Source organism: Pontibacter sp. CAU 1760 (assembly GCF_054482735.1).
In genome coordinates, this window is the sequence record NZ_JBTLRL010000007.1 from 114,779 (window position 1) to 137,033 (window position 22,255).

Annotated in this window: 13 protein-coding genes; 11 read left to right on the plus strand and 2 right to left on the minus strand. The window is 49.9% G+C overall.

Annotated elements, in window-relative coordinates:
• The first annotated feature begins 49 nt into the window (after window positions 1-49).
• From ACXYMU_RS11705 to ACXYMU_RS11720, 4 genes are all read left to right on the plus strand, one after another.
• Window positions 50-1,663, plus strand: coding sequence for an Ig-like domain-containing protein (locus ACXYMU_RS11705; protein ID WP_458986578.1), 1,614 nt, complete (start codon window positions 50-52; stop codon window positions 1,661-1,663).
• A gap of 1,914 nt (window positions 1,664-3,577) precedes the next feature.
• Entirely contained in the window at window positions 3,578-5,653 is a 2,076-nt protein-coding gene (locus tag ACXYMU_RS11710) for a cation:proton antiporter (RefSeq protein ID WP_458986579.1), read from the plus strand.
• Window positions 5,619-6,131, plus strand: coding sequence for a DUF4385 domain-containing protein (locus ACXYMU_RS11715; protein WP_458986580.1), 513 nt, complete (start codon window positions 5,619-5,621; stop codon window positions 6,129-6,131). The genes ACXYMU_RS11710 and ACXYMU_RS11715 overlap by 35 nt, the downstream gene beginning before the upstream one ends.
• Window positions 6,132-6,213: 82 nt before the next feature.
• A complete protein-coding gene (locus ACXYMU_RS11720; protein ID WP_458986581.1) occupies window positions 6,214-6,672 on the plus strand; it encodes a hypothetical protein in 459 nt (152 codons plus the stop codon).
• Between the two features lie 201 nt (window positions 6,673-6,873).
• Here ACXYMU_RS11720 and ACXYMU_RS11725 read toward each other — a convergent pair whose 3' ends face one another.
• Window positions 6,874-8,010, minus strand: a complete 1,137-nt coding sequence (locus tag ACXYMU_RS11725; protein ID WP_458986582.1) for a hypothetical protein — start codon at window positions 8,008-8,010, stop codon at window positions 6,874-6,876.
• A 239-nt stretch (window positions 8,011-8,249) separates the two neighbouring features.
• On the opposite strand from ACXYMU_RS11725, the gene ACXYMU_RS11730 reads away from it, so the two are divergent.
• The 6 genes from ACXYMU_RS11730 to ACXYMU_RS11755 all read left to right on the plus strand — a co-directional run bounded on the left by ACXYMU_RS11730 (window position 8,250) and on the right by ACXYMU_RS11755 (window position 19,390).
• Window positions 8,250-9,752: a glycine--tRNA ligase gene (locus ACXYMU_RS11730; RefSeq protein WP_458986583.1), complete on the plus strand. Its 1,503-nt coding sequence runs from the start codon at window positions 8,250-8,252 to the stop codon at window positions 9,750-9,752.
• A 259-nt stretch (window positions 9,753-10,011) separates the two neighbouring features.
• Window positions 10,012-11,655 (plus strand): mechanosensitive ion channel family protein, encoded by a 1,644-nt coding sequence (locus ACXYMU_RS11735; protein WP_458986584.1) that lies wholly within the window; start codon window positions 10,012-10,014, stop codon window positions 11,653-11,655.
• Between the two features lie 630 nt (window positions 11,656-12,285).
• Window positions 12,286-12,447 (plus strand): hypothetical protein, encoded by a 162-nt coding sequence (locus tag ACXYMU_RS11740; protein ID WP_458986585.1) that lies wholly within the window; start codon window positions 12,286-12,288, stop codon window positions 12,445-12,447.
• A gap of 431 nt (window positions 12,448-12,878) precedes the next feature.
• Complete coding sequence (locus tag ACXYMU_RS11745; RefSeq protein ID WP_458986720.1) at window positions 12,879-15,323, plus strand: efflux RND transporter permease subunit; 2,445 nt, start codon at window positions 12,879-12,881, stop codon at window positions 15,321-15,323.
• A complete protein-coding gene (ileS, locus tag ACXYMU_RS11750; RefSeq protein ID WP_458986586.1) occupies window positions 15,301-18,657 on the plus strand; it encodes an isoleucine--tRNA ligase in 3,357 nt (1,118 codons plus the stop codon). The genes ACXYMU_RS11745 and ileS overlap by 23 nt, the downstream gene beginning before the upstream one ends.
• Before the next feature lie 100 nt (window positions 18,658-18,757).
• Window positions 18,758-19,390 carry a lipoprotein signal peptidase gene (locus ACXYMU_RS11755; RefSeq protein WP_458986587.1) on the plus strand — a complete coding sequence of 211 codons (633 nt, stop codon included), beginning with the start codon at window positions 18,758-18,760 and terminating at the stop codon, window positions 19,388-19,390.
• 91 nt (window positions 19,391-19,481) lie between these two features.
• On the opposite strand, the gene ACXYMU_RS11760 is transcribed toward ACXYMU_RS11755, so the two are convergent.
• Window positions 19,482-20,087 carry an HAD family hydrolase gene (locus ACXYMU_RS11760; RefSeq protein ID WP_458986588.1) on the minus strand — a complete coding sequence of 202 codons (606 nt, stop codon included), beginning with the start codon at window positions 20,085-20,087 and terminating at the stop codon, window positions 19,482-19,484.
• A 193-nt stretch (window positions 20,088-20,280) separates the two neighbouring features.
• Here ACXYMU_RS11760 and ACXYMU_RS11765 point away from each other — a divergent pair, with 193 nt between their 5' ends.
• Entirely contained in the window at window positions 20,281-22,110 is a 1,830-nt protein-coding gene (locus ACXYMU_RS11765; protein WP_458986589.1) for an ABC transporter ATP-binding protein, read from the plus strand.
• Window positions 22,111-22,255 lie beyond the last annotated feature (145 nt).

The window sequence follows — 22,255 nt, forward strand, 5'->3', positions numbered from 1 at the left end:
ATAGGCAAGCGCGAGTTTGCCTATTTTGATTTAAAGTCGAACACGCACCATGAAATTTTTACAAGTGATAATGATGGCCGCAGGCTTGGCTAGCGTGGCAGCTTGCGCTACCATCAGCACACCCGAAGGTGGCCCTAAGGATCTTACCGCTCCAACATTACAGATCAGCACCCCTAAAGATCAACAATTGAATGTGAAGACGAACACAGTAACCCTTGTGTTTGACGAAGAGGTGCAGCAGCAGAACCTGGCAAAAGAACTCCTGATTACACCGAACACCACCAACCCATACAAGGTAAAATCAAATAAAAACGAACTGACGTTAGAATTTGAAAAACCATTGCGAGACAGCACTACATTCACCTTTAATTTCAGGGGCGGTATTGTGGATATCACAGAAAAAAACGTAGTAAAAGACCTGCGTTTATCATTCAGTACAGGCTCTTTTATCGATTCCAGCAGCATAAGCGGCAAAGTTATCAACTTAGTGAAGCAGGTGCCAGAAGCAGGTGCCGTGGTGGCTTTATACCAAGCGGATGACACCATGTCTGTTCGAAAGAACAGGCCATACTACCTGACGAACACAGACTCGGCGGGGGGTTACAAAATCGATAACATTAAAGAAGGTGGGTATTATGTATATGCCTTGGTAGACAAAAACAATAACACGTATTACGACAATGAAGAAGAACGCATCGCTTATTTGCCGGAGCCGTTGCGCATCATGCCCGGTACGGATTCAGTGCTGCTGCAGACCGTGAGGCTAGATACCAAAAAGCCCATTATGATGCAGCGCGAAAGATTCACGGATCGCTTCGTGGCAAACTATAACGAGGGTGTCCAGAAATTTGTAGCACACCCAGAAGGAAGTAAAGCGGATACATTGGTGAGAAAAATTAGTGCGGATGGCAAAGCAATAGAGCTGTTTAAAACTGCTACGTTTAATGGTGGAAAAACTATACTCACTGCTGTTGATTCATCAGGTAATATCGCTACAGATACAATCAGTGTGGCCTTTGAAGGGAAGCGTGCACAACGTGTGCGAGGCGCACAACTGAAAGTTACCAACAGTGGGCAGAAGGCAAACTATAGGCCCAAACAGCAGATTACGCTCGTCCTTGAAACACCTGTCACCATAGCAGCAGGATCCCCCATTACAGTGATGAGAGATTCAGTCGCGCTTGAAACATTGAAGTACCCGGAACAAATTAGGCTGGATAAGACCGGAACAGAAATAAGCTTTGAATTGCCGGCACTAAAGCCCGAAGTCAAACAAGTGGAGATCATGCTGGACAGCACCGCTTTCAAACCACAGACAGGTGAGCCCATTTCATTTACCAATGTGAGCGTTCCAATATCGGAAGCACGTGGCACAGGCATAATCAGTGGTAGTATCACTACCGACCAAAAATCATACATCGTGCAGTTACTGACGAATGACTACAAGGTAGTGGAGCAAAAAATCAACCCGAAGCGAAACCAGTTTAAGGATATCGAGCCAGGAACTTACCGCGTGAGGGTGTTGGTGGACGAAAACAACAATGGAGTTTGGGACAAGGGTGACCCGGAGATGAAAACACTGCCTGAGCGAGTTTACCTATTCCCGAATACCATCGATGTCAGGGCTAACTGGGAAAGAGAAGACATCAATCTGAATTTCTAAGTCAAAATTCAGGTAACAGCGGATCTCAAATAATAAAGGCTCCTGGCGATTGTGTCAGGGGCCTTTATTTATTCTTGGGAATATAAAGGTAAAAGGATCTGTACCAGGGACAATAATATGCCTTAAATATAACCGATAGGGCTTGGTGAAGTTGCGGACAAATCATCATCAGTTCTCTCCCCTATCTGCAATGGCTCAAAGCTAAATTACTGAGGAAAATTCGACTTAGCTAAAGTTATCATAGACCGATAAATCGACGGGCATCATCACCTACCTTACTAACTATCCAGATTAGGTAGATGATTGGGATAAAGGAGCTAGCGTAAGCCTCATGACAGAGGTCATAACTTTAGTCAGCTGCTCTGAGTAAGGTTATAGCTATATGCCTTGCTCGTAATTATGCATCGTGCCAGATGGCAGATTGATAAGAGCCAACTTAAACTACTGCCCTGATGTACCTTGCCTCTAACGGATGAGGCTTTGGGCTTATAAAATGGTTTGTTATTGAATCAAGGCGATTCGATAGCATGGTTTCATTATTGAAAGCGAATGAACTTGTCTTAAAAATCATTTTCAAGATGTTTGCTTGACTTGGCTAATGGCCAATCCGTGACTTATACCCATAGGTTAAAAACAAGGGTAATTACAGAATGAAGTAACTCAACTCCTGTCAAGTTTAAACAGATGTGACGCTTTATATGCAACCTGAGTCGAATCAGAAACAAAGAGTGAAATATAGCTGAGATTTAGAATGCAGCTGCTTTAAACTACCAGCGCAACAGGCCACGCAGGGAGTTCTTATTCGTGAGACAGGCCAGGCCTGGAGGACTCTTAAAATGGGATGCGCGCGAATCACCGAAATACTCTGGTTACTTAAATCTGTCCATTACTTCCATCCTCCAGATGAATCTGTTTTTTTACACGACATGATAAGCAACCTACCTATACATCTTTCCATTCCGTAAAGCCGCATTACAAAATCGGCGTTGGGCCCTACCTTAGTAACAATTTTGGTAGCCTGTAGATCTTGGGTCTGACCTTCCAAGCGCAAGCAAGCCAATTACTCTGTAACCTGGGAAATTTGAAACTCCAATGCCTCCAGATTTACTCTGGATATAACCACTGAGTTTCTACACGCCTGAACCAGTTACACCGCCATCAAACCTTGTGGCAACTGCAATATCCTTTCTAACATCTCTCACATAAATCGAACTACTATCCATATCCCGGAGTCATAACCCGCTCGATAGCCAGATCGCGTGAGTTTGAAGTGCAGCTCGCCCCAGTCGAAGCGAATCACTGGCAACGCCGCGAGCAGGAAGAACAGCGAGGCAACTCCTCCTGAATTCCCTGATCAAAAACCCTCCATTAATACCGTGTGAAACAAAATTGAGTAATCCACAAAGAGGCTGGTATACGTGTGGATAAGCGTGGGTAAACACATGGACAAGTTACACACCCGAGGAGTGGAGGTGAAATACACACTTGTGTAAGAGGGTAAAAGTGGATAGCGGTGTATAAAAGGAGGCCAAATCTTACATTATCCACTTCGCTGAAAAGTGTTTATAAAGAAATACACATAAAAGGGCAAAAAGTGGAAAACCAACACAATAAATTGACACACAACAGCATAGGTGTTACAATGGTGTGGAGAGGTTGGTGAAAAGATACACCTGTGTGCACAATCTATGAACCATACACAAAACTGCGTAAAGTTGTTAACTTATAAACACACCTTATAATGAAAGAGAAATAGATTAAGAATTCATTTCATAAAAATATATTAGGTGACAAAATTTGTGGAAAGGTGAAGAAACAGACCTGTGAAAAGAGGGAAAGGAAATACATTAAAACTATACAGCGGAAAAAACGATATATTTAATGCCGAAAGGCAAACGCAACGAAAAAGAAAAAATGCTCGCAAATATCAATCTCTCTCTTCCGTTTGAAGAGCCGGTTATCATTTTTACGCTGGTTCTTCTGATTATACTGGTGGTACCAATCATACTCAAGAAAATAAGAGTACCCGGTATAGTGGGGTTAATTGTAGCCGGGGTTATACTGGGGCCAAACGGATTTGAAGTGCTGGCTCGGGATGCGAGTATTGTTTTGTTTGGAACGGTAGGGCTATTGTATATCATGTTCCAGGCAGGACTTGAAATTGACATGATCGACTTTAAGCGGTATAAAGTTCGAAGCCTTATCTTTGGGTCACTCACTTTCTTGATTCCTATATTAGTAGGTACGGCCGTTTTCTTTTATCTACACGAATACGAGATCAAGCCAGCCATATTACTGGCCAGCATGTTTGCCCCGCATACACTGTTAGCTTACCCTATAGTAAGCAGGTTTGGGTTAAGTAAAAATGAGGCGGTAACGCTGACCATAGGCGGGACGCTGATTACGGATACAGCGGTACTGTTTGTGCTAGCAGTAATTATAAATTCAACACAAGGGAGCACAAGCATGGGCTTCTGGGTATGGATGATTACAGAGATGATCATCTTCGTGAGCGTGGTGTTATGGATTTTCCCGAAGATAGCCCGCTGGATGTTTAAGCAACTGGAAAGCGAGAAGGGCGCGCAATATATATTCGTATTGACGGTGGTATTCGCAGCTGCCTTTTTATCAGAGGTAGCAGGTATGGAAGCGATCATCGGAGCCTTCCTGGCCGGTTTGGCCCTGAACCCGCTTATCCCGCACACCTCGGCGCTGATGAACCGGATTGAGTTTGTGGGTAATAACATATTCATCCCCTTCTTCCTCATCAGCACAGGCATGCTCGTCGATCTGAAGGTGCTTTTCACGGACACCAATGCCATGCTGATTGCGGGTACCATTGTGGTGCTGGCGCCCCTGACAAAGTATGCCGCTGCATACCTTACCCAAAAGCTCTTTAAGTTCAGTGTGCTGCAACGCAACCTGATATTTGGTTTGAGCAGCGCGCACGCCGCGGCAACCCTGGCGGTGGTGTTGGCCGGTTATGAGATAGGCTTGCTCGGAGAGAGTGCCCTGAATGGCGCGGTAGTGCTCATACTAGTTTCCAGTATGATCAGCTCGTTCTCTACAGAGAAGGTAGGCCGCAAACTCGCTATTCTGGAAAGCAGAAGAAAGCCGGATATGAGTGAGAAGCCAGACCGCATCCTGGTGCCAATCGGCAACCCGCATACCATTGAGAACCTGATCGACCTATCGATCATGCTCAAAAATCCGGACTATAACCAGCCTATCTATCCGTTGGCTGTGGTGATAGACAATGAGCACGCAGAGGAAGAAATCTATAAGAAGAATAAAATGCTGCACGAGGCGATTAAACACGCCTCAGCCTCCGACAATGATGTGCAGCTGGTATCGAAAATAGACACCAACGTATCGAGTGGGATTTTAAGGGCCATAAAGGAGTTGATGATTACGGAGGTGGTGCTGGGCTGGAATGCCAAGATCACGACCCGCGACCGTATTTTCGGGACAGTGCTGGACAGCTTACTCGACAATACCGACGAAATGGTGTTGGTGTGTAAAATCATTCAGCCACTGAATACCACAGGCCGCATTGTGGTGATCGTGCCGACAAACGCAGAACTGGAACGGGGCTTTATGCGCTGGATCAGGAGCGTCAAGCTATTGTCGCATCAGTTGGGGGCTCCCATCGTGTTCCGTGGCCGTAAGCGCACCTTAAACAAACTGAAACAGGTAGTGAAAGACAGTAAGCCAACCGTGGAGGCGCAATACGTGCCATACAACAACATGAACGAAATCGCGACCATGAAATCGGAGCTGAAGAAAGATGATATGGTGGTGGTGATATCAGCCCGAAAAAGAACGGTGTCTTACAACAGCAACCTCGACTATGTGCCACGCGTTCTATCCAGAAACTACAAAGACAACAGTTTCATCGTGATTTACCCGGAGCAGTTCCCCGTGTATCAGCCCGTAGCAACCAAGACAAGCTCGTATGCCAGAAACACCACCGAAGAAGAAAGCTTTTAACTACGACCTGGATTTCGAGAAGACTGATTTCAGGAAAAGGCCGGACCTATACCGGATCGGGAAGGGAGAGCAGGGCGTACTGTTGGTGGAACCGTATAAATCAGAAATACTGCCCCATTGGCGGTTTAAGACACCAGAGATCGCCACCGAGTCGTCTGAAAAGATATACCAGTTATTTGAGCAGTACCTGGAGAATGAGGATTTTGTGGGAGCTGACATGGCACGCAAGTTTTTGCAGATGGGCTATACCCGTAGCAGGCGCTATGCCAACCATAAATCCGGCAAAAAGTATGATGGGCCGGTGCCGGACGACAAAAAGGGCCAGAGTGGGGCGCACGGACGGGAAATACTGCCCAACGAGCCAGATCCGGTAAAGGCCAAATCGGCAGCCATTTTTAAGGAGAAGTGGGACCAGGCAAAGCATAACAAGCAATATCAGCAAATGAGCCAGGACTTTAGAGAAAAATACGAATCCTAGTATTCAAAAAAACTGTGGCAAAACATAAGCCGCAGCAATCTTAAACGTGTATCTTTGCACCTATAAAAACCTTAAATTGAACATGATCAACAAAGACATCAGGTTAGGCAAGGGGCTTGGCAAGATCAAGTTTGGCCTGACAATGGAAGAAGTAGAAGAGCTCATTGGCGAACCAGAGGAGGTAGAGGAGTCGGAGGAAGAGGATGAGTTTGAGCACGAGGCCTGGAACTACTGGGAGGATGGCTACTCGCTGTACTTCGACAAGGAAGATGACTATCGCCTGAGCTGCATCGAGACCGCTAACCGCGAGGTGCAAATCTGGGGAGAACGCGTTTTCGAGATGAGCAAAGAGCAGGTGCTGCAGCTTTTCGCAGACAACAACATCACCAACCCTGAGGAAGAGGAAACGGAGACCGGCGAAACCCGCCTTTCTTTTGAAAAAGAGATGATCGACCTGTACTTCGATGAGGATCAGCTGATCGCCATTAACTTCGGCGTGTTCATCAACGATAATTTGGAAGTACTTTGGCCTGAGAAATAACAAAGGCCCATATACCATAACATAACAGGAAGCCCCGGCAGATGTATCTGCCGGGGCTTCCTGTTTACAAACCGGTTACGCTAGGTGCCATCCAGAGCTGTATGATACCCGAGGGTTACGCATACCTAAGTTGTTATACAGTACCAACAAAAAAGCCCGGTGCGTAACCGGGCTTTTTGGGTATAGGAAAGGTTCTGAGGCTTATTTAAAGAAAAAATCCACGATCTCTTGCTGGATAACCGGGTTGATGGCCACGGCCAGGATAATAGAGATAACCAAACCGATGGTTACAGAGAGAATGTCCTTACCGATCAGGTTGAAGGTCTTGGCCAGTTTAGTAGAGCCCTCCTGGTTACGCAGGCGCATACCCAACTCACGGCCAGCCAGCAAACCAACGAATACCCAGGTCGTGCTCATCGGGATGTTGTTAAGCTCTTTGAAGTAGTACAGGATGATGGCGTAAACAAGGTCAATTATGGTTGCGCTGCGCACATCGCGTACATCGGATTTCTCGTTGATGATATGCTGGATTTTCTCACCGCGCTTGTAGAACATAAAGCCAAGGCCCAGGAAGATAAAACCGGCGAAGGCAGCGAACTCCATTAGTTCAAGCTTACGCGGCAGGTATACGGCTACGTTAGCCAAATCCTGCGCCAGCCAAGTATGCCACAGGAAACCACTGATCACCCACTGGGCAATTGTCCAGGAACCATGTGCCTCGCCCTTGATAAAGCGCTTAATGACTTTAGTAAGCGCCAGGTATAAAAGCAACGCCACCACAAATGCTGCCACATAACCCATCAAACTCTTGCTCACCATCCCGATGATAGCACCGGAACTAACCGTGAAAACGCTCAGGAGCATAAACGTGGTAGAAACCGGGATGCGGAAACGCGTTAGCAGTAACAGTACGATAGGAGCGGCTAACTGCAGGTATACAAAGTTATCGATGTTCTGGTCGAAGCCCTTTGACGACAGACGCTGGAACGTGACGTCACCGTCGAACACATACCAGCTGTAAAACACCGTAGCTAAGAAAATAACCCCCATAAAGAGCCATTGCCAGTACCACTTGCGGTCTTCGTTGGATACAATAAAGGTACCGATGGTCTGGATACTGTCGTTGGCGATGGCAGAATAACCCGCGAAGGCAAAGCCCACCCACATCGCAATAGAGGCGTAAGGGTATACCACGCCAGCCAGTATAAGGGAAAAGGCGATGAAATACAGGAAGTTTTTCTCTTTGCGGATGTAGATATCCAGCAAATTATAGCGTTTACGGAACTTGTATGGCGTAGCGGGGACTACGTGCTTGGGGCCTTTTTTTACTTTAGCCATTTTTAAATGAAGTAAATAAGAGTAACTAAAAGGCCACAAAACTACTCTAAAATTTAAAAAACAACGGCTACCATCTTCAAAGAAAAACCGAAAACTACCTGAGTGATGGTTTATCGGGTGATATTACCACAAAAAAAAATGACAATGCTCCGTTACGCTTAAATGGGTTTATACCCTGCACCCGAAAAAGTATACCCCTTCTGTGGCATAATCAGACACTAAAAACCTATCTTTGCGGCATGGCAACACAAGAGAAAACCCCTGTAGAAAACGCACAGTTGAAAGATATTATCTCGCACGCGAAGGAGTATGGCTTCATATTCCCGTCCAGCGAGATTTACGATGGCCTGCAGGCCGTGTACGACTACGGCCAGATGGGCGTGGAGCTAAAGAACAACATCAAGAGCCTATGGTGGAAATGCATGACGCAGCTGAACCAAAACGTGGTGGGCCTGGACGCTGCCATTTTCATGCACCCGCACACCTGGAAGGCCTCTGGCCACGTGGACAGCTTCAACGATCCGATGATCGACAACAAGGACTCCAAGAAGCGCTACCGTGCCGATGTGCTGATTGAAGACAAAGCCGCTGAGTATGAAAATGCCGGTGACGCAGCCAAAGGCCAGGCGCTGACTGCCGAAATGGGCAGACTGCTGGAAGCGGAAGACCTGGACGGCGTACGTGAACTGATCATCCGAGAAAATATAAAATGCCCGATCTCCGGTACTGCCAACTGGACCGAGGTACGCCAGTTTAACCTGATGTTCTCGACGCAGGTAGGTTCCGTAGCCGAGGAATCCCAGACGATTTACCTTCGCCCGGAAACAGCACAGGGAATATTTGTGAACTTCCTGAACGTGCAGAAGACAGGCCGCATGAAGATACCGTTTGGTATCGCCCAGATCGGCAAGGCCTTCCGTAACGAGATTGTGGCACGCCAATTCATCTTCCGTATGCGCGAGTTCGAGCAAATGGAGATGCAATTCTTTGTGCGCCCTGGCACCGAGATGGAATGGTATAACCAATGGAAAGAAACACGCAAGAAGTGGCACGAGGCAATGGGCATCCCTGCTGCCAAGCTGCGCTTCCACGACCATGACAAGCTGGCGCATTACGCCAACGCCGCCGTGGATATCGAGTTCCAGTTCCCGTTCGGTTTCAAAGAAGTGGAGGGTATACACTCCCGCACCGACTTCGACCTGACCCAGCATCAGGAACTAAGCCGCAAGAAACTGCAGTACTTCGACAACGACCTGAACGAGGACGGAAAGCCATACGGCAATTACGTGCCATACGTGGTGGAGACATCGGCTGGTGCTGACCGCCTGTTCCTGATGACGCTCTGCAACGCCTACCAGGAAGAAGAGATCACGGAAGGGGAGAGCACCAAGTCGCGCACGTTCCTGAAGCTGCACCCGGCACTAGCCCCTGTGAAAGCCGCTATCCTGCCGCTTACCAAGAAGGATGGCCTGCCAGAGAAAGCAACAGCGATCTTTGATGACCTGAAGTTCGACTTCAACATGATTTACGAGGAGCGCGACAGCATTGGCAAGCGCTATACCCGCCAGGACCTGATCGGAACGCCTTTCTGTATCGCTGTAGACCACCAGACACTGGAGGACGACACGGTAACCGTTCGCGACCGCGACAGCCGTGAACAAGTGCGCATGCCGATCAGCGAACTGAAGAGCTACATCGACAAAGCCGTAAACTTCAAAAGCATACTAGAGAAGCTGGCGTAAGCACATAAGAGTTATAAAGCATAAAGGGCAGCATGAAATACCATGCTGCCCTTTATGCTTTATAATGTGGAAAAGTTGCCGTGTACATTACTATGCTGTCCTGCTAACTTGCTGAATATATTCTGCTTACACCTCTTCAGGATTTATACCGCCTATAACTATGCGCGCTAAGCAAGCTTGTGTAAAACTGCCTTAGCTATAGTAATTATGTATATTTTTAGTAGCTTAAGTCTCAATATTCCAACCGAAAGTACAGCATATGAAATGGATTTGGTGTTTGATTATGGTGTTTGTCTTTGGGCAGGCAATCGCCCAGGAGCAGCCTGAAACGAAGCAGGAGCTAAGGAGCGCCCCTGTAATATTGCACCTCGACACCCTGTTTCATATTTATACCCCAGTGGGCTCTTTCAGCCAGCGAGAGCGTGCCGATGCCATTAGCCGTAGGGTACTGAAGTTATCGGAAGAGCGTTTCCTGCAACCTGACTCTATCCGGGTGGTGGAGAACGTGATGTCTACGGACATTACCTACATGGACCAGGTACTGATGAGCATCACGGATGCAGATGCCAGAATAGCCCGGCAAGAGCGTGGAGAACTCGCCACGCTCTACGCTTCTAAAATCCGTGAAAGTGTCGTAGAATCGGCCCGGCAGTATAGCCTGCGCAGTATCCTAATTGAGATCGGGATGGCAATTTTAGTGCTGGTGATGTTCTTCTTTCTGGTTAAGTATATCAACAAGTTCTTTCAATTTGTCTTTACCAAAATTGAAGCGCAGCAAGGCCACACCCTGAAAGGCCTGAAAGTGAAGAACTACGAGATGCTGACCCCTGAACGGGAGGTAGCCGTGATACTGACGGTGGCTAGGTTCGTTCGCCTCATCACGCTGTTTGTGATGGTCTACATCCTGCTGCCTATCCTTTTCAGCATTTTCCCCTGGACGGAGGGGTATGCCGATACCCTGTTACAGTATATCCTAAATCCGCTCAGAGACATTGGCCTTGGCCTGATCAACTACATCCCGAACCTGCTGACCATCTTGGTAATTGTGGTGGTAACCCACTACGTGGTGAAGTTCCTGCGCTTTTTGGCAGATGAGGTGGAAACCGGCAAACTGGAAATAGCGGGCTTTTACAAGGACTGGGCTGCGCCGACGTATAACATTGTGCGCTTTCTGCTTTACGCGTTCATGTTTGTGGTGATTTTCCCTTACCTGCCGGGCTCTGATTCCCCGATCTTCCAGGGTGTTTCAGTGTTTATCGGTATACTTTTCTCCCTGGGTTCCTCCTCGGCCATCGGAAACATGGTAGCAGGGTTGGTGCTGACCTATATGCGCTCGTTCAAACTCGGAGACAGGATAAAGATAGGCGATATTTCAGGCGACGTGATTGAAAAGACGTTGCTCGTAACACGGGTGCGTACCACCAAAAACGAGGACATTACCATCCCGAATGCCATGATCCTGAACAACCATACCACTAACTTTACCTCATGCAGCGAGCAGAGTGAGAAAGGGCTGGTGTTGCATACCACCGTAACAATAGGGTATGACGTGCCGTGGCCCAAGGTGCACCAAGCGTTGATAGACGCAGCCTTAGCTACGCCAAACATTGAGAAAAGCCCGCAGCCTTTCGTGCTCCAGACCAGCCTCGACGATTTTTATGTGAGCTACCAACTGAACGCCTATACCTTTGCCGCCAACAAAATGGCTGTTACTTACTCCAACATCCACCAGAATATCCAGGATAAGTTTAACGAGGCGGGTATCGAGATCCTGTCGCCGCACTACAGAGCCCAGCGCGACGGCAACATGGTCACCATCCCGGAGCAATACCTTTCCTCGGATTACCAAGTGCCCTCTTTTCGGGTACAGCAGGTAAAAGCCGAGATGCAGTCCATGAGTTAACCTTATCTTGATTCTCCAGATCCACACAAATCCCTGCAAAAGCTGATGCCGTTGCAGGGATTTGTGTTTTAAAGGGTATAGATCACATGTGAACTTACGAATCACTCAGGATTTAGACCTCTATCATCGCTTGGTTTCACAAGTGAAACTAGCGTTTGCTAGGCCCCAGTTGCCATGCTTCTTAAAGGCTATTATTCATCTGAGTTATCTAAACATTATTTTCCATACCTAAAAAGAAAGCCTTTTTTAGCTTAAAGTGCATTACTTATGTTAAGTAATGTGACGAGTATAAATAGCTCCTCAAAGTGTAGTTGTAGATTCAAGAGCTATCCAAAGCATGGTTTGTGTAATGTAATGGCGCGTGAAAAAGTAACAGATTAGGGTATAGGCAAGAAGGCGAATGGAGGGACAAATATGTGGATATGTAAGACCTGAAACATATGGACATATGTGTGGATAAATATTAAAGCGAGTGACAAACAATAAGATACAATGTGTAAAAGTGAAAGTTATTCACATTCCACATCGAAACGAACATGTTAAGTAAAAAGAAATGAAATTAGAATTAGCGATGCGGAATCTGATAGTTGCTATGCTCGTAAAGAAGAATGAACCAAAACTCGAAATGCTATGAGCAAGACATCAAAAGAAAAAGACAATAGCTTAAAAGAGAACAACCCATGCTGGGACGGGTATGAGCCAGTGGGCATGAAAAAGAAGGATGGGAAGGAGGTACCGAATTGCGTACCGAAAAATGAAGTTTCAAAATCCTCATCAGATAAAAAGAAATAAACACAATCCTACAGCCTGATTTAAAAGCCAAGCCTAACTAGGGTTTAGTTTTTTTTTTGTCTATACGTTGTACCGCACTACCATAGGTTGACATAAAAGTTGGCTTGTAGGAAGGGAAGTAGCAAGAAGAGGCTTTTAAGTAAAAGTCTAAAAGGTTTAGAGCCTGCCCGTCAAGTTGTCTGTAGTGGACTTGCTGGCCTGCCTAAACGATCCGGAACCTTGTTAAATCGGGCAACCTCTTTCAGCACGATTAAAGCTTAATCGCGCGATATGGGCATACTATTCGATGAAGTGTAAAAGCTAAGGCAGGTGATTGTAAGCCACACAAATAAGCAAAATTGCCTACCTTTGCCGAATTGTAGCTGACCATGTGGAATAGGATTGCCATTTTTATAATAAAAAACAGGCTGAGACTCATCTTGCTCTTGGCCGTGCTTACTGCGTTTATGGGCTACCAGGCCAAAGACGTAGAGATGTCGTATGATTTCGCCAACGTGGTGAGCCCGGACGACCCGGACATGATGTACTTGACCCGCTTTAAGCAAACGTTTGGCGAGGATGGCAATGTGCTGGTGGTTGGCATGCAGGACAAAAGCGTTTATCAACTGGAAAACTTCCGGGCGCTGGACGAGCTGACGAAACAATTAAAAACAGTGGAGGGCGTAAAGGCCGTTATCGCGCTGCCAAACCTGGTCCAGGTTGTAAAAGACACCGCCGACCGCAAGTTCATCACGCAAAACATCTTCCAGCCTTTCCCTGAAACTGAAACACAGCCGCAACTGGACAGCCTGGTACAGGTGGTCAGGGAGCAGGGTTTCTACGATGGGCAGATCATCAACAACAAAACCGGCGCGACACTGCTGGCCGTTACCATGGATGCCGCTTACCTCAACTCAGCCCGCCGCATCGGGGTGATGGACGACATCCTGGCGCATACCGAGGCCTTTTCAAAATCAACGAAAATAAAGCTGCATTACGCCGGACTGCCGTTCGTGCGCTCCGTCATGACGACGAAGGTGGCGGCGGAGATGAAGCTCTTTTTGGTGCTGGCACTGCTCGTAACCGCCGTATCGCTGTTCCTGTTTTTCCGCTCTTTCTACGCTGTGCTGATACCCATCGTGGTCATCAGCGTGGTCGTGATCTGGGTATTGGGCACCATCTCGCTGCTGGGCTTTAAGATCTCGCTCCTGACCGGGCTTATACCCTCCATCATTGTGGTGATTGGTATACCCAACTCTACCTACCTGCTGGCGCGCTACCATTTAGATTACCGTCGGCACGGCAACAAAATACTGGCGCTCTCCCGCGTTATCAGCAAAATTGGCTTGGTGAACCTGGTGAACAACACGACAACGGCCATTGGTTTTATCGTGTTCACGTTTACGCACATCGCCATTTTGTATGAGTTTGGAGTGGTGGCGGCCATCAATATCTTCGTCACCTTCATCATCAGCATGATTCTGGTGCCGGCCATGTTCTCGTACCTGCCGCCGCCTACCGAGCGGCAACTGCGCCACCTCGACGCCAAGCCCCTGAACAAGCTGCTGGAGTTCTTCGATTACGTGGTGCACCACAAGCGCCACATCGTGTACTTCTTCCTGACGCTGGTGCTGGCCCTCTCATTCTGGGGTATCTACAAAGTGAAGACGATTTCCTACATGGTGGATGACCTGCCGGAGGAAAGCAGCGTGAACGCCGACCTGGCTTTTTTTGAGCAGCACTTCAATGGTGTAATGCCGCTGGAGGTGATCGTGGACACAGGTATAAAGCAGGGCGTAATGCGCCTGCCGAACCTGCGAAAGCTAGCCGAACTGGAGGATTTCCTACGCACGCAGCCGATCCTGTCTGCCCCGATTTCGGTGGTGGGCTTGGTGAAAACAGCCACGCAGGCATTTTACGAGGGTGACCCAAACTCATACCGCCTGCCCGACAATACCGAGCGCAACTTCATCTTCAGTTACCTGGCCAAGCAGGACGAGGGCGCGAACCAGCGCCTGTTGCGCTCCTTCGTGGACAGTACCGGCCAGCGCGCGCGCATCTCGCTTAAAGTGGCCGATGTGGGCTCCCGGGAACTGGATACGCTGCTCCTGAAGAAGATAAAGCCACAGCTGGCCGAGATATACGGTGGCGAGGGCGTGCGGATAGAGGAAGTGGGCAACAGCATGAAGTTCATCCGCGACGACACCGGCAGCGAAACCTCCGTGAGCCTGACCGGAACCACGTTGCTGTTCATCAAAGGCAACCAGTACCTGATCAACAACCTGCGCTCGAGCCTGCTTTTGGCTTTTGTGTTGGTAACGATCACCATTGCTTTGTTGTTTAAGTCTATCCGGGTAGTGGTTATCTCGCTGATTCCGAACATGATTCCGCTGCTGATTGCGGGGGGCTTGATGGGCTTTTTAAACATTCCGCTGAAGCCGAGCACCGCGCTCATCTTCAGCATCGCACTGGGTATTGCCATCGACGACTCGATTCACTTTCTGGCCAAGTACCGGCACGAGTTGCTGCACAACGGCTTTAACGTGAGCCGGGCCATCACGAGCAGTTTAGAGGAGGCGGGCACCAGTATGATCTATACCTCCATCATCCTGTTTTTCGGCTTTGTGATCTTCGCCTTCTCCGAATTTGGCGGCACAAAGGCCCTGGGAGTGCTGATGTCGGTGAGTTTATTGATTGCCTTATTTACAAACCTGATTATCTTGCCTACCTTGCTAATGAGTTTCGACAACGGCAAGTACGAGCGGGACCCCTACGCCCTGATCGAGCAGATCGACGAGGCATATTTTGAAGAAGATGATGAGGAGCTGGATTTAGCGCAGCTCAGACGTAAACTAGATCAAGAAGAACCTGAAAATGGTAAAGTACAACGAGTATAAGAACCTGAACTACGCCAAAGTTGGCGAGGAAGTACTGGAGTTCTGGAAGCAGAACAACATTTTTGAGAAATCGGTGTCGACGCGCGATGGCCACGAGAACTTCGTGTTTTACGAAGGACCGCCGTCTGCCAACGGAAAGCCGGGCATCCACCACGTGATGGCCCGCGCCGTGAAGGATATTTTCTGCCGCTACAAGACCCTGAAAGGCTACCAGGTAAACCGCAAAGGCGGCTGGGACACGCACGGCCTGCCGATTGAGTTGCAGGTAGAGAAAGAGCTAGGTATCACGAAAGAGGATATCGGCAAGTCCATTACGGTGGAGGAGTATAACCAGCGCTGCCGCGAAACCGTGATGCGTTTCAAGCACCAGTGGGACGACCTGACCGAGAAAATGGGCTACTGGGTAGACCTCAACAACCCCTACATCACGTTCGAGAACGAGTATATTGAGTCTTGCTGGGCCTTGCTGAAGCGCCTGTATGACAAAGGCTTTCTGTACAAGGGCTATACCATCCAGCCATACTCTCCGGGAGCGGGCACGGGTTTGAGCTCGCACGAGCTAAACCAGCCGGGCTGCTACCAGATGGTGAAGGACACGACCATTGTGGCGCAGTTCGAGGTGAAGAAGATCACGCGCAACATGTTCCTGTTTGAGGGCGAGGAGGAAAAAGTATACTTCCTGGCCTGGACGACAACCCCCTGGACGTTGCCTGCCAACACCGCACTGGCCGTGGGCAAGGGCATCAAGTATGTTAAAGTAAGATCATTCAACCCGTATACCTTCGAGCCGATCTCCGTGATCGTGGGCAAGGATTTGGTGGGCCGCTACTTTAACCCAAAAGCTGCGGATTTGGCGCTGGAAGACTACAAGCCGGGCGACAAGCTGATTCCATTCAAAGTAGTGGAGGAGTTCAGAGGCAGCGACCTGGCAGGCGTGGAGTATCACCAGCTGATGCCCTACGTGCAGCCAGACAAGCCAGCCTTCCGCGTGATCGTGGGCGATTTCGTGACGACAGAGGACGGTACCGGTATCGTACACATCTCGCCGACCTTTGGCGCCGATGACTTTAAAGTGGCCGCGCAGAATGATATCCCGGCCCTGCTGGTGACCGACGAGAACGGCAAGCAGGTTCCGATCGTGGACAAGCAAGGCCGCTTCGTAAGGGAGATCACCGACTTTGCCGGCATGTATGTTAAGAACTACACTGGCGAGGACGAGTCGGCCCCGGACTATAAGCCGACGGACGTAAAGATCGCCATCAAACTGAAAGAAGAGAACAAGGCCTTTAAGGTTGAGAAATACGAGCACACCTACCCACATTGCTGGCGCACGGACAAGCCCGTTTTATACTACCCACTGGATAGCTGGTTCATTAAGACCACGGCCGTAAAAGACAGGTTGATCGAGCTGAACAAGACCATCAACTGGAAGCCGGAGTCTACCGGCACAGGCCGTTTCGGCAACTGGCTGGAGAACCTCGTGGACTGGAACCTGTCGCGCTCACGCTACTGGGGCACGCCGCTGCCTATCTGGCGGACAGAGGACGGTGAGGAGGAGATCTGCATCGGCTCTATCGCGGAACTGCAGGAGGAAATGGCAAAGGCTGTGGAGGCCGGCGTGATGGAGGCTGCAGTAGAAGTAAAAGACCTGCACCGCCCATACGTGGACAATATCGTGTTGGTGAGCCGCTCCGGCCGCCCAATGCACAGAGAACTGGACCTGATCGACGTGTGGTTCGACTCAGGTGCCATGCCGTACGCCCAGTGGCACTACCCGCTGGAGAACAAGGACGTGTTCAAAGCCAACTTCCCGGCCGATTATATCGCGGAGGGAGTTGACCAGACACGCGGTTGGTTCTTTACGCTGCACGCCCTGGCTGTGATGCTGGAGGACAGCGTGGCCTACAAGAACGTGATCGCCAACGGACTGGTGCTCGACAAGAACGGCAACAAGATGAGCAAGCGCCTCGGCAACGCCATCGACCCGTTCGAAATGATCAACCAGTATGGCCCGGACGCGGTGCGCTGGTACATGATCGCGAATGCGCCGCCTTGGGACAACCTGAAGTTTAACCCCGAGGGTGTGGTGGAGACGCAGCGCCGTTTCTTCGGTACGCTGCAGAACACCTACTCTTTCTTCGCGCTGTACGCCAACCTCGACAAGTTTACCTACGCCGAGGCCGATGTGCCGTTGGAGAAGAGAACTGAAAGCGACCGCTGGATCATCTCGAAGCTGAACACGCTGGTGCTGGACGTGGATGCTTACCTGGCCGATTACGACCCGACCAAAGCCGCCCGTGCCATCCAGGACTTTGTGGTGGACGACATGAGCAACTGGTACGTGCGCCTGAACCGCAAGCGTTTCTGGAAAGGCGAGTACAACGAAGACAAGATGGCCGCTTACCAGACGCTTTATACCTGCCTGGAGACCGTCGCCAAACTCATCTCGCCAATCGCGCCATTCTACGCCGAGCAACTGTTCCGCGACCTGAACGGCGTGAGCAATAAGAACAAGGTAGAGTCGGTGCATCTGGCAGACTTCCCGAAAGTGGCAGACGGTGCGATTGACAAGAACCTGGAAGAGCGCATGCAATTGGCGCAAACCGTATCATCTTTGGTGCACTCGCTGCGCAAGAAGGAGATGATCAAAGTGCGTCAGCCGCTGCAGCGCATCCTGATCCCGGTACTCAACGAGCATACTAAGCAGCAGATACAGGCCGTGGAAGACCTGATCATGAGCGAGGTGAACGTGAAGGCCGTGGAGTACATCGACGACACATCCGGCATCCTGGTGAAGAAGATCAAGCCGAACTTCAAGAAGCTAGGCCAGGTGTTCGGGCCGAAGATGAAGCTAGTGGCTGCCGCCGTGCAGCAAATGGACCAGAACGACATCGCGCACCTCGAGCGCGAAGGCGGCTTTGAGATCATGCTGGCCGACGACGAAACCGCGGTGCTGACCCCGGACGACGTGGAGATCTCCTCGGAGGATATCCCGGGCTGGCTGGTGGCCAGTGAAGGCAAGCTGACCGTAGCGCTGGATATTACCCTGACTGACGAGCTGAAGCAGGAGGGCATTGCCCGCGACCTGGTAAACCGCATCCAGAACCTCCGCAAGGACACTAATCTGGAGGTGCAGGACAAGATCAACATCACGTTACAGCGCGCAGAGGCAGAGGTTAACGCCGCCGTAGCCAACTACAGCAACTATATCTGCGCCGAAACGCAGGCACTGAAGCTGGATGTGGTGGACGAGCTGCAGGACGCGACCTTGCTGGATATCGACGAGTATAAAGTGTATATCCGCATCCAGACAGTAGAAAGCACTGTCATCTAAAACAAAAAGCACCGGAAAATGTATTTCCGGTGCTTTCATACTTTAAAAAGTATACTTGCAGCAGCTATCGTTTAGCGAAGCCGCTGTTTAAAAATCAGATATGAAATATTGGAAATATTACCTTGTCGCGCTTGCCGTTATCCTAGTGGACCAGGCTGTGAAGCTAATCGTGCACTACAACATGGAAATGGGCCTGCCCGGCGAGATACACCTGATCGGTGACTGGCTGAAGCTGCACTATACCCTAAACCCTGGTATGGCTTTCGGCGTGGAGCTTGGCTCTGACTATGGCAAGCTTATCCTAACGCTTTTCCGTTTGGTGGCCATGTTCGGTATCGGCTACTACCTTTATTACCTGGTAAAGCACAAGGCGCCACAAGGCTTGATCTGGTGCATTTCCCTCATTCTGGGCGGTGCCATCGGCAACCTGATCGACAGTACCTTCTATGGTGTGTGGTTTGATAACGCCCCCTATGGCGCGACTACCCCGTGGTTCCATGGGCAGGTAATCGATATGTTTTACGTGGATATATGGGAAGGCATCATCCCAAACTGGGTACCTATAATGGGCGGTCGTCCGATGTCTTTGTGGCCAATCTTTAACGTAGCCGACTCTGCTATCTTCGTTGGGGTGCTGTTTATCCTTTTCAACCAAAAGCGCTTCTTCGGGGAACACGAGGATGACACGCATGTAACGCACAAAAGCATGATGGAGCAAGAAAAAGGCCTGTAATTGTAAGTGGGCTCATACATAGAAAAGGCGGCTATTCCCAAAATAGCCGCCTTTTCTATGTATGAGCTTAAGCTAACTAAAAGCTGATCTGTTACAAAATCGCGCGCTTCTGCAGTTCTGCCCGTAAGGCCTCCGGAGTGGTAAAGTGTATAGAGTCGATGCCCAGTTGCTCCGCGGCTTTGATGTTGCGTAAGTTATCGTCGATGAACACAGCCTCTGATGGGTGCACCTCGTAGCGCTTCAGCAGGGTATGGTAGAAGCTGTCGAAGGGCTTGCGATCTTTCTCCTCACCTGATACCACCGTGCCATCAAACCAGCTCAAAAACTCAAACCGCTCCTGCGCAATCGGGAACGTCTCGGCCGACCAATTGGTGAGGGCATACAGCTTATATTTGCCGCTCTCCTTCAGCTCCCGGAATATTTCCACCGTGCCCTCAATCGCGCCACCCAGCATCTCGTCCCAACGGCCATAAAACGCCCGGATAAGCTCCTCATGCTCAGGGTGCTTCTCTACCAGGTAGGCTGTGGCCTCGTGCAGCGGCCGCCCTGCATCCTGTTCCTCGTTCCAATCCGGGGTACAGATGTTCTCCAGGAAATGCAGCATCTTGGCCTCTTCCTCAAACAGGTTACGGTATAGGTAATGCGGGTTCCAGTCAATCAGCACAGCGCCAAGGTCGAAGATGATAGTTTTAGTCATGGTCTGAGTTCTTAAAATGTACAGTATAAATGTACTGACTACCTTTTAGGTTCGCAAATGGGGGTATAGCTGCGAACCTTCATTCATATCCAGGCTGCCGATAGATGCATAAAGGGGTATAAGAAGCAGCAATAAACAACCAACAATCACTTAAAAACCTTATTTTTACCTAACCCATAAACCCTAATCCTCTTTGGCTATACCTATTCCCCTTCTTCAGGTCCGAGATTTAGAGACAGTTTTCTCGACGCACCGCGGCACCGTTACGGCCGTGGACAAAGTTTCGTTTGAGGTGTACCCAGGCGAGACGGTGGCCATTGTGGGAGAATCGGGGTCCGGAAAATCGGTGACGTCACTTTCGCTGATGCGGCTTATCAATACCCCGCCAGGAAGGATAGCAGGGGGGGAGGCGCTGTTTCAAGCGGAAACGCTGGGAGAGGTAGACCTGTTGCAGCTGCCCGAGAAGCAGATGCAACGCCTGCGCGGCAATGAGATCAGCATGATCTTCCAGGAGCCGATGTCGTCGCTGAACCCGGTGTATACCTGTGGAAAACAGGTGGCGGAAGTATTGCTGCTTCATACCAATTTATCTAAAAAAGAGGCAAGGCAGCGCACGATACAGCTTTTTGAGAAAGCAAGGTTGCCACGCCCAGAGAAAATATACGACGCTTATCCACACGAAATATCAGGTGGGCAGAAGCAGCGCGTGATGATCGCGATGGCCATGGCCTGCGAGCCCAGCCTCCTGATTGCCGACGAGCCCACCACTGCCTTGGACGTGACGGTACAGGCGCGAATGCTGCAGCTGATAGACGAACTGCGGGTGAAGGAGAACACCGCCGTCCTGTTCATTACCCACGACTTAGGGGTAGTAGCTGAGATCGCGGACCGTATTCTGGTGATGTATAAAGGCAAACTAGTGGAGCAAGGCAAGGTGCTGGACATCTTCACGAATCCGCAGCACCCCTATACCAAAGGCTTGCTGGCCTGCCGCCCAAAACTGTCGGCAAAGCCGCAGTCCATACTGCCTACCGTTTCTGATTTTATGGAGGAGGATGCGGCGGGCAACATCATCGAAAAAAGAAAGCGCATGCAGGAGCCGTCGCTGGCAGAGGTGGTAAACGGCTATATAGAAACCGTGGCGACGCTAAAACAGCAAAAAGAAAATGCCCAAAGCCCGCCGCTGCTGCAGGTCACCGACCTAAAGGTATATTTCCCGATCCGGAAAGGCTTCTTTGGCCGCACTACCGAGTACGTAAAGGCAGTGGATGGCGTGAGCTTTGACGTGCAGCCCGGCGAGACCATCGGGCTGGTGGGGGAATCGGGCTGCGGCAAGACCACCCTGGGCCGCGCCCTGTTGCGCCTGATAGAACCCACAGAAGGAAGCATCCTGTTCGATGGCCGCGACATTGCCAAACTCAGTTCGGAAGCGCTGCGAAAGAGCCGCCGCCACTTTCAGATGATCTTTCAGGATCCTTACGCGTCTCTCAACCCGATGCATACGGTGGGCGAGGCAATCATGGAGCCGATGCAGGTGCATAACCTGCATGCCAATAACAAAGAACGCCGTGCCAAAACAATGGAACTGCTTGAAAAGGTAGGACTTACGCCAGAGCACTTCCAGCGTTATCCACATGAGTTCTCGGGTGGGCAGCGGCAGCGCATCAGCATTGCGCGGGCACTGGCGCTACAGCCCAAATGCATCATCTGTGACGAATCGGTGTCGGCGCTCGATGTGTCGGTGCAGGCGCAGGTGCTCAACCTGCTGAACCAACTGAAGCAGGAGTTCCAGATGACCTATATCTTCATCACCCACGACCTCTCGGTGGCTAAGTATATGTCGGACCGCATTTTGGTGATGAGCAAGGGGCAGATAGTAGAAAGCGGCACACCGGAACAGCTTTTCCGGAACCCACAGCAGGCGTATACCCGCGCTCTGCTTCAGGCTATACCGAAAGGGGAACCGGAAGACATTCTGCTGGCGCAGGAACGGCGCGAGGCCATGAAGGAAAGCCTTGGCTGAGGCAGAACCCATACTGCTGTCTAAGGCATTTTTGCGACTCCCCTACCTGCCGGGGCTTGCGGGTAATTGCCTCTCCATACCTTATATGTAAATTATTATATATAAATTCAGGCTAAATATGCGCTTCCCGGGTAGCCTTACAACC